The organism is Halonotius aquaticus, assembly GCF_003605575.1.
Classification (GTDB): domain Archaea; phylum Halobacteriota; class Halobacteria; order Halobacteriales; family Haloferacaceae; genus Halonotius; species Halonotius aquaticus.
Window position 1 is genome coordinate 126,744 of the sequence record NZ_QKNY01000007.1, and the last position, 12,953, is coordinate 139,696.

The window sequence follows — 12,953 nt, forward strand, 5'->3', positions numbered from 1 at the left end:
GCGTACCCTCCGTCGAACGACTACGCTTCGCTATCAGTGTCGTCGTTGTTCTCGGTATCGTTGTTGCTGTCCGTGCTGTCGTCATCGACTCCATCAGCTGGGTCGCTGTCGTCGATCCCGTTGTTGTCGCTGTCAGCGTCCGCGATACGCTCGTCGCTGTTGTCGCCGAGTGTCGGTAGCTCGATCCGCACGGTCGTTCCGGCGTCGGTCTCGAAGGCAAGGTCGCCGTTGAGCGCGTCAACACCCCATTTGAGCTGCCACAGTCCCAGCCCCCGACCGTGCTGGAGGTCGGTTTCGGTGCCGGCCGCAAGCGAGTCGAGTTCTGCCGCCGGGATGCCCGGGCCATCGTCGCTGATGACGACACGACACCCCGCCGGCGTCGATGTGACCGACACCTGAACCGTCGAATCGGCGTACTTGACCGCGTTTTCCAGCGGACTCACCAGCGTCGTTCGGAGCGTTTCGGCGTCTGTTCGGAGCTCCGCGGTGGCTGGCAGCGTAGTTTCGATGGTGGTCTCATTCTCTTCGGTGTCTACACTCTCAAGCAACTCGTTGATGACGGCGACCACATCAACGGTGGTCGGATTGGGATCGCGTGCCACCAACTGATCGATTCGTCGGGCGCGACTTCCGAGGGTCGCCAGCCGATCGGCTGCGGTCAACACTGCCTCGGCGTGGTCGCCCTCGGTGTGGTCGGCCAGCCGCTCGGCGTGGCCCTTGATCACATCAAGCCGGTTCCGGAAGTTATGCCGGAGCAGTCGGTTAAACACCGTCAGCCGTTGCTCACGACGCTGTCGCTCGGTGATGTCGCGAGCGTTGATCAACACTGCCGGTTCGCCGTCGTGGATGATCTTTGAGCCGGTGGCTTCGATGCGGCGTCGCTGGCCGGTCTTCGTTTCGATATCGTGGACGTACTGATCGGCCGGGTTTGCATCGGTGAGCACGCGCTGGGCCTGCTCGTGGGCCCCAGCGAGATCCTCCTCGACAACGAGATTGGCATACGACATGCCAACCAACTCTTCGCGGCTGTAGCCGGTGATGTCGGCCAATCGATCGTTGACGAAGACGAGTGATTCGCCGTGGACGACCGCGATCCCGTCTTTGCTTTGTTCGACCAGCGTGGAGTATCGCTGGCGTTCAGTCTCCAGTTCGTCGATAAACCGCCGGAGATCGCCGCGCATGTCGGCCATCGCTGTCCCGATCCGGCCGGGGATCGCCGCCTCGAAGGCGTCGTCGTCGAACGCCTGCCGGGAGAGGGCGTCGGCTTGGCTGGCGATCGTTTCGATGTAGGCTTTCGTGTTGCGGAATGCTGTCCGGAGATCACCGATCTCATCAACGCGGCCCTCGTCTTCGATCTCGACAGCCAATTCCCCGTCGGCGATGGTGTCGGCCTGCCTCGCCAGCCGCTGGATCGAGCGGATCGGCCCGCGTTGGATCACCACGCCGATCAGCAGAAATCCAAGCAGGGTGATGCCGACGAGCGTCGTCAGATCGCCACGGATCGACTCGCTGACCGCAAGCGCGTTCTGCCGTGGGGCTTCCTTGACAACGACCCAATCGACAGCTTCGCCGGGAACACTGTGGTAGCCTTTAACGCTGTTTTCGGTTAGTACAGAGCCGTTTAATTCGGCACCGGGGTCGGTATCGAGGATGCGGTTCCCGATCGTCGTATTCGCGCGGTCGCCCTCGTAGGGGGTGATGACGTTCGTCTCGTTTTCGTCAAACAGGACAAAGGCGGTAAAGCCACCCAGCACCTGCGTTTTGGTTCCGTCGATGACGCTGGTAAACGATTCGGCCTGTATGTCGGTTCGGTACTCGCCGACAAGGACGTGGTCGCCGTCGGGTGTTGGCGATGCGACGGCGACGAGTGCCGCATCATCCTCGTTGGTGTACACCCACGAAAGGATCACGTCATCAGTACTGTCGAAATTGAAGCCGACCGTCGGCTTCCAGTTGACATCGGTCACAGACAGCGATCGGCCGACGTAGGTCGGCTCCGTGCTGGCAAGGATCTGTTCGTCGGTGCCTTCCGAAAACGTCGCTGGGCTGCGTTCGACCACCGACAGCGTTGCCACCTCCGCCGACAACGCCTCGCGTTCACGCGCTAGGACGGCCGCCGTCTCCTCGGGTGCCGCCGGGTCGAGTCCCCGGTGACTTGAGAGGGCTCGAATCGTCTGTTGGTTGCCCTCGATCCACTGGGCGAGGGCGTTGGCCTCTAGTTCCGCGTTCGTCTCCATCGAGTACAGTTGCTCGTCTCTGACGTTGTCGGTCACGTCGATGACGGTCGTTGCACTGAACGCGGTAATCAGCAGGCCGATGAGTAGCGCGCCGCCAAGCAGTTTCAGCGCGTATCGCGAGCGGATTGACTCGGGGAGCAACGATTCGATAGCCATGCGGGGTTACGCGCCGGGTGGGGTGGATCTCCCCTCGGCGTCCATACGTCGTGTATCCGAACCCCACATCTTAACGCTTGGTCATGCCGACTCACTCGGCACTACGCACTCATCGGTCTTAACTCGCTCACGACAGCAATGCGCCGTCCGGGAATTGAACCCGGGCTAGAGCCTTGGGAAGGCTCTGTCCTACCACTGGACCAACGGCGCGCTCGCTCCATCGCTACTGTGCGACGACTCATAAATCTCTTCTTTCACCGCTTCTGTGATCGCCTTCGAGCGGCGTGTAGAATAACGCAATCTCGGCGGTCGCTGCGTTGCATTCGGCAGAAATTCTCCTGGAATCGATTGCCAGCAGCACACGTGTCCACAAACTGGGGGTAGTACAAGCCTATTTGACGATGCCGACCAATACGTCTGATATGTCTACCACTCCCGCCCCTGTTTTGTCCGAGAGTGCGCCGCTCGACCTCCGGTTTTCGGCATCCGAACTCGACACCGTCAGCGAGACGCTCACCTCGTTTATCGAAGATACCGTCGACGACGCCAACGCCGAGGGTGCGACCCTCGGCCTCTCGGGTGGGATCGACTCGACGACAACCGCCTACCTCGCGGTCGAAGCACTCGGAACTGATGGCCTCCACGGACTCGTTATGCCCAGTGAGGTCAACGACCCAGACAACATGAGCGACGCCGAGCGCGTCGCCGAGGAGTTGGGTATCGAATACGATGTCATCGAGATCCAACCGATCGCCGAGCAGGTCTTTGAGGCTGTGCCGACCGCGACCGAGGATCGGATGGCGATGGGCAACGTCTACGTTCGCACGCGAGCCGTACTCAACTATTTTGTCGCCAACGCCAACGATCGGGTTGTCCTCGGCACCGGCAACCGCGCGGAGGCGATGACCGGCTACTTCACGAAGTACGGCGACCAGGCCGTCGACTGTAATCCGATCGGCGGGCTCTACAAACAACAGGTGCGACAGCTCGCTGACTCCCTGGGTGTCCCCGCGGATCTCGTCGCGCAGACGCCAACCGCCGGCATGTGGGACGGCCAGACCGATGAGGAGGAACTCGGGATCGATTACGACACCGTGGACGCAATTCTTGCACTCCACATCGATGGCCCGCTGTCGACGGCGGCGACGCTCCGCGCACTCGACGGCGTCGATCACGACCAGATCCGGCGTGTCAAATCGCTCGTCGAAGGCAGCAAACACAAGCGTTCCATGCCGCCGGCCCCCGATCCGCTTGGGGAGTAATCGCGCTGTTGGCGCCCCATGACGACTGCTGACGCACCGAACGTCCCAACGCGCTGGTAGATAGCGACGACGAAAGCGGTAAACCATCCCCTTGCTAATCGGCGGGCAATGAAGGAGTACAAGATGCGCCGCGGGGAGCATCTCGATGATCGCATCCCCGACCTCAAGGCAACGATCGAATCGTACTTCGGCACCGTCGCCGGCACCGAAGAGCACAATGGCCACGAACTGTACGTTGTCGAGGAGCCAGACAACGCCGTCTTCGAGCGTATTCTCGCGGGGGCCGCCGAATACAGCAGCAAGAAGGACAAGATCGCCGTCCACTTCGAGGAGCGACCGGCCGAGGAGGTCATTGCTGCCGGTGAGGCCGACGCCGCCGAGGAGGCCGTCTCGCTGAAAAACGAGTTCCTGCTTGAGGCGACTGGCCGTGACGCGAAATCCCGGCGTGAGTCGCTGAAACGAGAGGTCGAAGACGACGCCCCTGACTACTGATCGCGCTTTGATGTGACGCGGCAGCGACCGACCCGCACAGAGCAAAAACACCCTAATTAAGTGCGGTCGCTCCCCGAAGTCAGGTGATGGCCGTCTACGTGGGTGTCGACCTCGGGGCGACGAATATCCGGGCTGTTGTCGCCGACGGCTCGGCGACTATCCTTGGGAGTGCCATGACCGAAACGCCGCGCGGGCCAACAGGCATCGCGGTCACCGAGGCGATTCTGGAGTTGATCCGGGAGGCCTGCGGGCAAGCCGGCGTCACACCCGGCACCGCGACCGCCTGCGGGATCGGCTCGATCGGGCCGCTTGATCTCGCCGCGGGCGTCGTCGAAAACCCGGCAAACCTCCCGGATCGGATCGACCGCATTCCGCTCACCGGTCCGATCTCGAAACTGTTGGCGACCGACGACGTGTATCTTCACAATGACACGATCGCGGGTGTCATCGGCGAGCGATTCCACAGCGAGCGCAACCCCGATGATATGGTGTATCTCACCATCTCTTCGGGGATCGGCGCGGGCGTCTGTGTCGACGGCACCGTCATCGCCGGCTGGGACGGCAACGCCGGCGAGGTCGGACACATGACACTCGACCCGCAGGGATTCATGACCTGTGGCTGTGGCCACGACGGCCACTGGGAAGCCTACTGCTCAGGCAACAACATCCCTCGCTATGCCGAGCGCCTCCACGCCGAGGATCCGATCGAGACCGCTCTCCCGCTGGATGACCCTGATTTTTCCGCGGCTGAGCTCTTTGACCACGCTGGCGAGGACGAATTTGCCGATCACGTCATCGACCAACTTGGTCACTGGAACGCGATGGGCGTCGCCAACATCATCCACGCCTACGCGCCGCTGGTGATCAACGTCGGCGGCGCAGTCGCGCTCAACAACCCCGAGTTGGTGTTAGATCCTATCCGCGACCGCCTCGATGAGATGGTGATGACGAACATCCCCGAGGTCAATCTCACCGATCTCGGCGACGATGTCGTTGTCAAGGGCGCGGTCGCAAGCGCGCTCACCGGCGGGACAGGCGACCGCTCGAAGCTCTGAGCCGGAGTCGTTCACGATTATTCGCCGGTGTTGGAACTGCTGGAACCGCAACTTACCCATACATTGAGCCCATAGACGAAGCTATGTCCGACGAGAGCCTCAAATCCCGCGTTGAAACCTGGATGGTCAAACAGATGCCGATCATCCAGATGCATGGGGGGACAAGCATGGTTCGAGAGGCCGACCCCGAGACCGGCCAGGTCGTCGTTGAACTCGGCGGCACCTGCTCTGGCTGTGGCATCTCGAATGTCACCGCCCAAAACATCAAACGCGATATGTATATGGAGTTCGAGGAGATCGAGGATGTGCAGGTCAAAGTCCCCTCCACCGGCGACACCGGTGCCGACACAGTCGAAGGCGGCCGCGGCGGCGACGTGCAGTACTCCAACGAGTCAGCCGGCCACTTCTGAGTCCTCTGCGGGTCGCCAGCAACTCCTCCAGATAGCTACGACAGCGATGTTTCCAACGCGGTCGCAACGGCTCTCGCTTTCTCAGCCAGTTCCTTGCTAATCTCCCCCGCGTCGACAGCCCCGTCGAGTTCGTCGTCGTCGACGCGCTCGACAGTGCCATCAGGGTATTTCAGCACGTCGACATGGAGGTCGATGTAGCGAACGCCGTCCGGAAAACATTCCAGCGGCGTACAGACGTTGACATAGGTGCCGATGAGATCGTCCTCGCGGTCGCGATAGACGGTCGGATACCACCAGCGGCCCTCTTGGAACGTTGTCGTCGCGGTGTCGCCGTCGGATCGCGGCACGTCGAGCCCATCGTAGCGGCCGCCGCCGGAAAGCTCGCGGACGAGCGTGATCGAGTCGGCGTCCCGTTCGGTCACGGTGCCAGAGCCGAGGCTAAACAGCCGCCCGTCGGGTTTGCCATGGTTGATGTCAATCTCGTCGCCGACGGCTGGCCCGAAGTTGTCGGCGACGACCCCAAAGGGAAATTCGGCGTCAGCGTCGCCGATATCGTCGGCCGAACAGAGCGATTCGACGAAGTCGACCGCCGCGCTCGCGCCGTCGCTGCCGGCTTTGATCCGGTGGTGGCCGGCCATCGTGTCGGTCACCTCGCGGCGAATCCCATCGAGGGCAAACCGTGACTCACGGCCGAACCAACACCACGTGCCGGCTCGCTGGCTGAACACTTCCTGCGGTGTAGCATTTCTATCTGCACCTCCAGCATCGCCACCAGTGTCGCCAGCCAGCTCCTCGGCGACTGTTTCGGCCTGTGCGGTCGCTGTCTCCAGTGCCGCCCGTAGCTCGTCCATCGACGCCTCGGTCGCGGCGTGCTGCCACTGAATCCGCCAGCCCTCGGGCGCGTCGATCTCCAGCAACTCGGCCATCCCGAGGAGTTCGCGGGCGGCAGCGTCGTCATGGCTGTCGACGGTCGGTGAGCCGTCCTCAGGAAGCAGGGTCACGAGATCAGTCGAGACCCGAATCCCGCCGCCAAGTTGGCGGCGACTGTCGCCCCACGGTGGTGTCGACTCCCGAACCTGTACCCGAACCGTGTCACCGGTGTCGATGTGGTTTTCGACCGTCCCAAAGGGGAGATAGCCCTCGGTGGAACCAAGGTCGACGATCGCTCCACGACCTGTTGTATCGGTGACCTGCCCGTCGAAGACCGCGCCAACCGGGGCCGGATCGCGCCACCAGCAGGTGTCGATACCGATGTCGGCGAGGCGGCTGGTTAGCGTCTCAACCGCCGCGGGCGCGCCGGCAACGCCGACGCCCTGTCGGTCGGCTGTTGTCTCGATGGCGACATCGTGACCGCCGGCCTCGAAATCGGCGTCAAACCGACGTTCGATCGGTGCCGAGGCGTCGACGACCGTCCAGCCGGCATCGAGCGCCAGCTTCGTCAGTGCTGTCGTGTAGATCCCGCGAATCCGGACGCGGAGGTCGTCTCCGGTCGCCTCACTCATCGCTGCCTCCGGACGTGTGCATACCTGGCTTGTAGGTCGTGACGCCGTTTGAAATGTTGTTGGTTCCTGCCCGGTTCTCACGGGGCGACACCACGGCCAAGTTATTATGTCCCGGCGTGGCGAACATTGAGGTATGTACGACACAATCCTTGTTCCGACCGATGGCAGCGAGCCAGCCGGCGCGGCTGTCGATCACGCCGTCGATCTCGCCGCCAACTCCGGGGCAACGCTGCACGCGCTCTCGGTCGTCGATAGCTCGGCGTACGCCTCACTCGATGTGAGCTCCGAGCAGGTACTCGACAGTCTGGAAACGCGTGCTGGGGAGGCAACCGAAACCATCGCCGAGACCGCCGCCGACGCCGGTGTTGAGACCGTCACGGAGGTTTCGATCGGCTCGCCACACGAGCAGATCACCGATTACGCCGAGGCTGTCGATGCGGATCTCATCGTCATGGGCACCCACGGTCGCACCGGCCTTGATCGCTTTCTGCTTGGAAGCGTGACCGAACGCGTCGTCCGCGCCGGGCCGTGTCCGGTGTTGACCGTGCGAGCCGCGGAGTCTTGAGGATGCGGCTGTTCCCCGCTAGCCGATCGGTGATCAGTGATGCGTGACTGGCTCTCCCACCGCGCGGCGGCAACCCCCGATGATCTCGCGGTGATCGACGCTGACACCGACACCCGGTGGTCATACAGCGGCCTTGACGCCGCTGTCGACGAAACCGCCGGCCGACTGGCCAACCTCGGGGTCGACGCCGGCGATCAGGTGGGTACCCTGCTGCCGCGCACCTTTCTTGGCGTCTGTCTCCTCCATGCGGCCCAGCGGCTGGGCGTCACACTTGTGCCGCTGAACCACCGGTTGACAGCCGAGGAGCTTGCCGCCCAAATCGACCAACTGGAGCTCACGCTCGTCGTCTGTGATATCGACACCGAACCGGCTGCCGTTGAGGCCGTTGAGGAGGTGCCGATCGCCTCGGTCGATGAGCCACAGTGGGCGGCCGTCAAATCATTCAAGGATGTCGAGCCCGCGGCGATCGAGCCCGTCGAGTGGCAACGCGAGGAGCCACAGCTGATCGTTTTTACCTCCGGTTCGACCGGTCGACCAAAGCCGGTCGTGTTAACCATGGGGAATCTGCTTTCGAGTGCGATCGCCTCGGCGTTCCGGCTCGGCGTCGACCCGGCCGATCGCTGGCTGCTGACGCTGTCGCTGTATCACGTCGGCGGGATCGCCCCGATCTTCCGGTCGACGCTGTACGGGACGGCCGTCGTGGTTCGCTCCGACTTCGATCCCGGGCAGGCGGCCGACGATCTCGATCGCTACGACGTGACGGTGGTGTCGTTGGTTCCGACAATGCTCAAGCAAATGTTGGATCGTCGCGGGACGCTCTCGGATTCCCTGCGGGTCGTCCTCCTTGGCGGCGCGCCGGCCGATGACGCGCTGTTGCAGCGGTGTGAGAACTACTCGGTGCCGGTGCATCCGACCTACGGGATGACCGAAACCGCCTCCCAAGTAGCGACCGCTCGGCCAACCGACGCCTTCGACCGACCGGGGACTGTTGGCCGCCCGCTGCTGTGGACGGAGGTGACGGTGCTCGGTGACAACGACGAGCCAGTTGCGCCCGGCGAGTCGGGCGAACTCGTTGTTAGCGGGCCGACGGTGACCCCCGGCTACTACGGCGAGGATGGCGAGGCATTCTGCCCGTATGGGCTCCGCACCGGCGATATCGGCTACCGAACCGAGGACGGCTCACTGTTCGTCGTCAACCGGATCGACGACCGGATCACCAGCGGCGGCGAAACGATCGACCCCGGTGCGATCGTCGCTGTGCTCACCGACCACGCTGCGATCGAGGCGGCGGCGGTCGTCGGGGTTCCCGACGAGCAGTGGGGTGAACGCGTGACCGCACTTGTCGTATCCACTGACGACGACCTGTCCGCCGAGGCCGTCGACAGCCACTGCCGCGAACATCTTGCAGGGTTCAAATGTCCGAAAACGAGCGTCTTTGCCGACGAACTTCCCCGAACCGCCTCGGGATCGGTTGATCGGCCGGCTGTCCGCGAGGCCGTGACTGCAGCCATCGAGGATGCGTCGGTCGCAGCCGAACCGGATACTGATGTGGACGACGCCGATGAGACGGAACCCCCGATCGAGTCAGTAGATGCGGCCGCTGTCGACGATGACGACGATGGCGAGCCAGGGATCGCCGATCGCCGGCCACCGTCGCCGATGTCACCAGCCGAGGAGCCGACCACGACACCAACCGACACCGAGCCTATCCCTGACGCCGAATCCGATGCTGTCAACGACGATGCTGCATCCGGTGCCGACGACGACGCCGCACCCGATGTCGACGACGATGCTACTGACAACAGCGACGGCGAGTAACCGCCAGCAGAAACCGAAACCCACACCCGCGGTCACCGACTGCGGTGGGACATGCAGGGTTCACAGGAGGTCGTCGTGCTCCGGTATGGACACCGCCCCGGCCGCGACGACCGGATGACGACACACGTCGGGTTGACTGCCCGCGCCCTCGGTGCGGATCGCGTGATCTTCCCCGACAACGCCACCCAGGGAGCCGAAACCGTCGCCGACATCACTGACCGCTTCGGTGGCCCCTTTGAGATCGAGCAAACCGACAGCCAGGCGGCGGTCGTCCGCAATTGGGATGGCCCGATTGTTCATCTCACGATGTACGGGCTGCCGATCCAGGATGTTGAGGGTGAGATCCGAGCGGCTGTCGACACCGACCCGTTGCTCGTCGTTGTCGGCGGCGAGAAAGTCCCCTTCGATCTCTATGAACACGCCGACTGGAACGTTGGGGTGACCAATCAGCCCCACTCGGAGGTCGCCGGGCTGGCGGTGTTTTTGGATCGGTTCTTCGAGGGCCGAGAGTTAGACGCCGAGTGGGCCGATGCCGAGCGCACGGTGATCCCGAAAGCGACGGGCAAAACGGTCGTTTCTGACGACGACGTGGCTCCTGACGCGACCGACACCGACGGCGAGTCGTAGCCGCGATCCCGGCGGGCTTCGATAGTCGGAGCTTTTAACCGAGTTCACCGCCGATCATTCCCCAATGGCTTTTGAGGAGTTACTGAACGATCCAGTCATCCAAAAATACCTCCACGAGCTGGTCGGCCCGGAAGGGATGCCGGTCGCCGCCGCGCCGCCGGAGGGTGAGGTGACCGACGAGGAGCTCGCCGAGGAACTCGATCTCGAACTCAACGACGTGCGCCGCGCGCTGTTTATTCTCTACGAGAACGACCTTGCTTCCTACCGCCGCGTCCGCGATGAGGACTCCGGCTGGCTCACCTATCTGTGGACCTTCCACTACGACAATATCCCCGAAAATCTCGAAGAGGAGATGGAACGCCTCCTGACCGCAATCGAGGAACGCGAGGAGTACGAGCGCACCCACGAGTTCTACCTCTGTGAGGTCTGTTCGATCCGCTTTGAGTTCGGCGAGGCGATGGATCAGGGGTTCCAGTGTCCGGAGTGTGCCTCCCCGCTTGAATCGATGGACAACGACGCGCTTGTCGAGGCGATGGAGGAACGCGGCGCGGCCCTCCGTGAGGAACTGAATGTCGACATCCACGCGGACGCCGACTAAATGGTCGTCTTAGCTACCAAATGCTACGTCGAGGGCGACGCCCGCCAGCGAGCCCTGAAGAGCCTCGGCTCACTGCTCGACAACACTGTCGGCGACCTGCATGTCGATTACGAGATCGGCGTCCGCAGCGACGAGTTCGTCACGGTGACGGTCACCGGCGACGACGCGACCGCCGCCCGCAACGCCTTGCGGGCGGAGTGGGGTGAGATTACCGACCACTTCGAGGTCGGTGAAACCTACACCGGCACGCTCGAATCCTGGGACGACGATGGGATCACCCTCGACGCCGGCGAGCAGATCCACATCCCGGCCAGCGAACTCGGCCTCGGTCAGGGAACCCCCACTCAGATCCGCGAGCGGTTCGGTCTGGTTCAACATCTCCCAATGGAATTCGTCTACGGCGATCCCTCGCGGCTCGCCGACGATGAACGCGACCGCCTCTACGAGTGGCCGCGCGGCCCCGGTCGCGTCAACGTCAACAGCGCGACCCGCGGCGAGGTACGAGCAACCGTCAACCGCGCCGGCCACGCGCAAGATATCGTCACTGTCGAACGTCTCGGTCTGTTAGAGCAGTCAATCATCTGCGGTGAGGGCACCGATCCGCCAGGACTGCTGGCGGCGATCGGTGACTACCTCCCGGCGGAACTCCGGGCTGTGATCGGCGACGACTAACATGAATCGACGCCTCGGCCTTGCCGTCCTCGCGGTGCTCACCCTCACGCTCACGGCCGGCTGTCTCGATTACGTTACCGATGGCGGCGAGATCAGCGACGATGTCCTCGACGCCGAACCGGCTGACGCCTACGACTGGGAGACTGACCGCAACGTCAGCCTGACGCTGGATACCGGTTCGGAACTCCAAGCCGTCTACAACGTCTCGGCCGGCCAGCGACTCCGGCTGTATCAGCCGACCAGCATCGGCCAAGAGGGGCCGCTCGATATCTCGGCCGTTCGGTTCCGCTATGCGAACGGCACCGTCATCTCCGGCACCGAACTTCGGGCCCGCGGCGAGATCGACCAGACGCCGGATGAGGTGTACGTCACCACCCCCGCCGACGGCCGACTCGCGTTTACCGCGGGGGCAACCCCCCGACGGCTGACGCTGCCCGTCTACATCGAGGGCTCCTACGAGGTTGTGCTCCCGGAGGGCAGCCGGATGGACTTCTTCCTCTTTAGCAACACCGTCCCCGCGGGGGCGACGACCGAACGGGTTGACAACCGCGTCCACGTAACCTGGGAGAACGTGGAGTCGAGTTCGATCCTGGTGCAGTACTACAAGCAGAATGATCTCACGATCTTCGGGGCCATCATCGGGATTCTCTCGGCGATCGCCGTCGGTGGGCTCTACTACTACCGCCGGCAGATCGACCGGTTACACGAGACACGCGTCGAGATGGGGCTTGACGACGAGGACGAGCAATGAACGTCGCCATCGTCACGGTCGGCGATGAACTGCTGGCCGGCGAGACCGTCGATACGAACAGCACGTGGCTGGCCTCGGAGTTGACTGATCGCGGCTGTACTGTCACCCGAATCACGACCGTTCCCGATCAGATCGAGGTGATCGCCGCCGTCGTCAACGAGTACCGGGCCGCCGCCGACGCGGTCATCGTCACCGGCGGGCTGGGGCCGACTCACGACGATCGCACGATGGAAGCGGTCGCCGCGGCGGTTGGCCGCGATCTTGAACACCACCCTGAGGCGGAAGCATGGCTCACCAGCGAGGGCGGCTACAGTGCCGACGAACTCGATGCAGGCACCACCGATCTGCCGGCTGGCGCGCGAATGTTACCCAACGAAGCCGGTGTCGCCCCCGGTGCGGTCATCGAGTCGATCTACGTGCTCCCGGGGGTGCCCACAGAGATGAAAGCGATGTTTGAGCACGTTGCCGCGGAGTTCAGCGGCGAGCCGATCTACACCGAGGTGGTCGTCGCCGACGAACCCGAAAGCGCGCTGCTCGACCGGCTTGAGACGGTACAACAGCGGTTCGCTGTCGAGGTCGGCAGCTATCCGGGTGAGCACGTTCGCGTCAAGTTCCGCGGCGGCGACCTCGAGGCTGTCACGGCGGCGGCTGACTGGTTTGGCCAGCAGGTGACCGTCGCCGACAGCGACACCAGCGAGGAACCGTAGCCCGGACGGCTACGACCGGAAAAGATGTGCCAGCCAGCCGAGGGTCAAGGCGATACTCGCAACCAACACGACGGCGGCCGTCTCGAAGATCGGCAGCGGCG

The 12,953-nt window shown here is 63.5% G+C and carries 13 protein-coding genes and 1 tRNA gene; 11 read left to right on the forward strand and 3 right to left on the reverse strand.

Going from position 1 to position 12,953, the window contains the following annotated elements; genetic code table 11:
- Window positions 1–20: 20 nt before the first annotated feature.
- Together DM826_RS05470 and DM826_RS05475 are read right to left on the reverse strand one after the other, a co-directional pair.
- Window positions 21–2,393 carry a sensor histidine kinase gene (locus DM826_RS05470; protein WP_120102343.1) on the reverse strand — a complete coding sequence of 791 codons (2,373 nt, stop codon included), beginning with the start codon at window positions 2,391–2,393 and terminating at the stop codon, window positions 21–23.
- Between the two features lie 139 nt (window positions 2,394–2,532).
- Window positions 2,533–2,603 (reverse strand) — tRNA-Gly (locus DM826_RS05475).
- Between the two features lie 212 nt (window positions 2,604–2,815).
- Between DM826_RS05475 and DM826_RS05480 the strand changes: the two genes are divergently transcribed.
- The 4 genes from DM826_RS05480 (at window position 2,816) to DM826_RS05495 (ending at window position 5,612) form a co-directional block, all read left to right on the forward strand.
- Window positions 2,816–3,655: an NAD+ synthase gene (locus tag DM826_RS05480; protein ID WP_120102346.1), complete on the forward strand. Its 840-nt coding sequence runs from the start codon at window positions 2,816–2,818 to the stop codon at window positions 3,653–3,655.
- Between the two features lie 108 nt (window positions 3,656–3,763).
- Window positions 3,764–4,147 (forward strand): DUF5611 family protein, encoded by a 384-nt coding sequence (locus DM826_RS05485; protein WP_120102348.1) that lies wholly within the window; start codon window positions 3,764–3,766, stop codon window positions 4,145–4,147.
- Between the two features lie 86 nt (window positions 4,148–4,233).
- Window positions 4,234–5,202, forward strand: coding sequence for an ROK family protein (locus DM826_RS05490; RefSeq protein WP_120102350.1), 969 nt, complete (start codon window positions 4,234–4,236; stop codon window positions 5,200–5,202).
- 83 nt (window positions 5,203–5,285) lie between these two features.
- The gene (locus tag DM826_RS05495; protein ID WP_120102352.1) at window positions 5,286–5,612 is read left to right on the forward strand and encodes a NifU family protein; all 327 of its coding nucleotides are present in this window, start codon (window positions 5,286–5,288) and stop codon (window positions 5,610–5,612) included.
- Window positions 5,613–5,647: 35 nt separating this feature from the next.
- Here DM826_RS05495 and DM826_RS05500 read toward each other — a convergent pair whose 3' ends face one another.
- Complete coding sequence (locus tag DM826_RS05500) at window positions 5,648–7,114, reverse strand: DUF402 domain-containing protein (protein WP_120102355.1); 1,467 nt, start codon at window positions 7,112–7,114, stop codon at window positions 5,648–5,650.
- A 133-nt stretch (window positions 7,115–7,247) separates the two neighbouring features.
- On the opposite strand from DM826_RS05500, the gene DM826_RS05505 reads away from it, so the two are divergent.
- The 7 genes from DM826_RS05505 to DM826_RS05535 all read left to right on the forward strand — a co-directional run bounded on the left by DM826_RS05505 (window position 7,248) and on the right by DM826_RS05535 (window position 12,852).
- A complete protein-coding gene (locus DM826_RS05505) occupies window positions 7,248–7,679 on the forward strand; it encodes a universal stress protein (protein WP_120102358.1) in 432 nt (143 codons plus the stop codon).
- Between the two features lie 39 nt (window positions 7,680–7,718).
- The gene (gene menE / locus DM826_RS05510; RefSeq protein WP_120102360.1) at window positions 7,719–9,497 is read left to right on the forward strand and encodes an o-succinylbenzoate--CoA ligase; all 1,779 of its coding nucleotides are present in this window, start codon (window positions 7,719–7,721) and stop codon (window positions 9,495–9,497) included.
- Window positions 9,498–9,548: 51 nt separating this feature from the next.
- Entirely contained in the window at window positions 9,549–10,124 is a 576-nt protein-coding gene (locus DM826_RS05515; protein WP_120102363.1) for a tRNA (cytidine(56)-2'-O)-methyltransferase, read from the forward strand.
- Between the two features lie 64 nt (window positions 10,125–10,188).
- Entirely contained in the window at window positions 10,189–10,722 is a 534-nt protein-coding gene (locus tag DM826_RS05520) for a transcription factor (RefSeq protein WP_120102365.1), read from the forward strand.
- The gene (locus tag DM826_RS05525; protein ID WP_120102368.1) at window positions 10,723–11,394 is read left to right on the forward strand and encodes a DUF2110 family protein; all 672 of its coding nucleotides are present in this window, start codon (window positions 10,723–10,725) and stop codon (window positions 11,392–11,394) included.
- Window position 11,395: 1 nt separating this feature from the next.
- Entirely contained in the window at window positions 11,396–12,145 is a 750-nt protein-coding gene (locus DM826_RS05530; protein WP_120102370.1) for a DUF5803 family protein, read from the forward strand.
- Window positions 12,142–12,852, forward strand: coding sequence for a competence/damage-inducible protein A (locus DM826_RS05535; protein WP_120102372.1), 711 nt, complete (start codon window positions 12,142–12,144; stop codon window positions 12,850–12,852). Before DM826_RS05530 ends, DM826_RS05535 begins: the two co-directional genes overlap by 4 nt.
- Window positions 12,853–12,953: the final 101 nt, after the last annotated feature.

Excerpts from the sequence above, each read along its gene's own strand:
- DM826_RS05535 (WP_120102372.1), top strand. The coding sequence starts at position 12,142 with ATGAACGTCGCCATCGTCACGGTCGGCGATGAACTGCTGGCCGGCGAG.
- DM826_RS05480 (WP_120102346.1), top strand. The coding sequence starts at position 2,816 with ATGTCTACCACTCCCGCCCCTGTTTTGTCCGAGAGTGCGCCGCTCGAC.
- DM826_RS05505 (WP_120102358.1), top strand. The coding sequence starts at position 7,248 with ATGTACGACACAATCCTTGTTCCGACCGATGGCAGCGAGCCAGCCGGC.
- DM826_RS05485 (WP_120102348.1), top strand. The coding sequence starts at position 3,764 with ATGAAGGAGTACAAGATGCGCCGCGGGGAGCATCTCGATGATCGCATC.
- DM826_RS05495 (WP_120102352.1), top strand. The coding sequence starts at position 5,286 with ATGTCCGACGAGAGCCTCAAATCCCGCGTTGAAACCTGGATGGTCAAA.
- DM826_RS05500 (WP_120102355.1), bottom strand. The coding sequence starts at position 7,114 with ATGAGTGAGGCGACCGGAGACGACCTCCGCGTCCGGATTCGCGGGATC.
- DM826_RS05520 (WP_120102365.1), top strand. The coding sequence starts at position 10,189 with ATGGCTTTTGAGGAGTTACTGAACGATCCAGTCATCCAAAAATACCTC.
- DM826_RS05490 (WP_120102350.1), top strand. The coding sequence starts at position 4,234 with ATGGCCGTCTACGTGGGTGTCGACCTCGGGGCGACGAATATCCGGGCT.
- DM826_RS05530 (WP_120102370.1), top strand. The coding sequence starts at position 11,396 with ATGAATCGACGCCTCGGCCTTGCCGTCCTCGCGGTGCTCACCCTCACG.
- DM826_RS05515 (WP_120102363.1), top strand. The coding sequence starts at position 9,549 with ATGCAGGGTTCACAGGAGGTCGTCGTGCTCCGGTATGGACACCGCCCC.
- menE (WP_120102360.1), top strand. The coding sequence starts at position 7,719 with ATGCGTGACTGGCTCTCCCACCGCGCGGCGGCAACCCCCGATGATCTC.
- DM826_RS05525 (WP_120102368.1), top strand. The coding sequence starts at position 10,723 with ATGGTCGTCTTAGCTACCAAATGCTACGTCGAGGGCGACGCCCGCCAG.
- DM826_RS05470 (WP_120102343.1), bottom strand. The coding sequence starts at position 2,393 with ATGGCTATCGAATCGTTGCTCCCCGAGTCAATCCGCTCGCGATACGCG.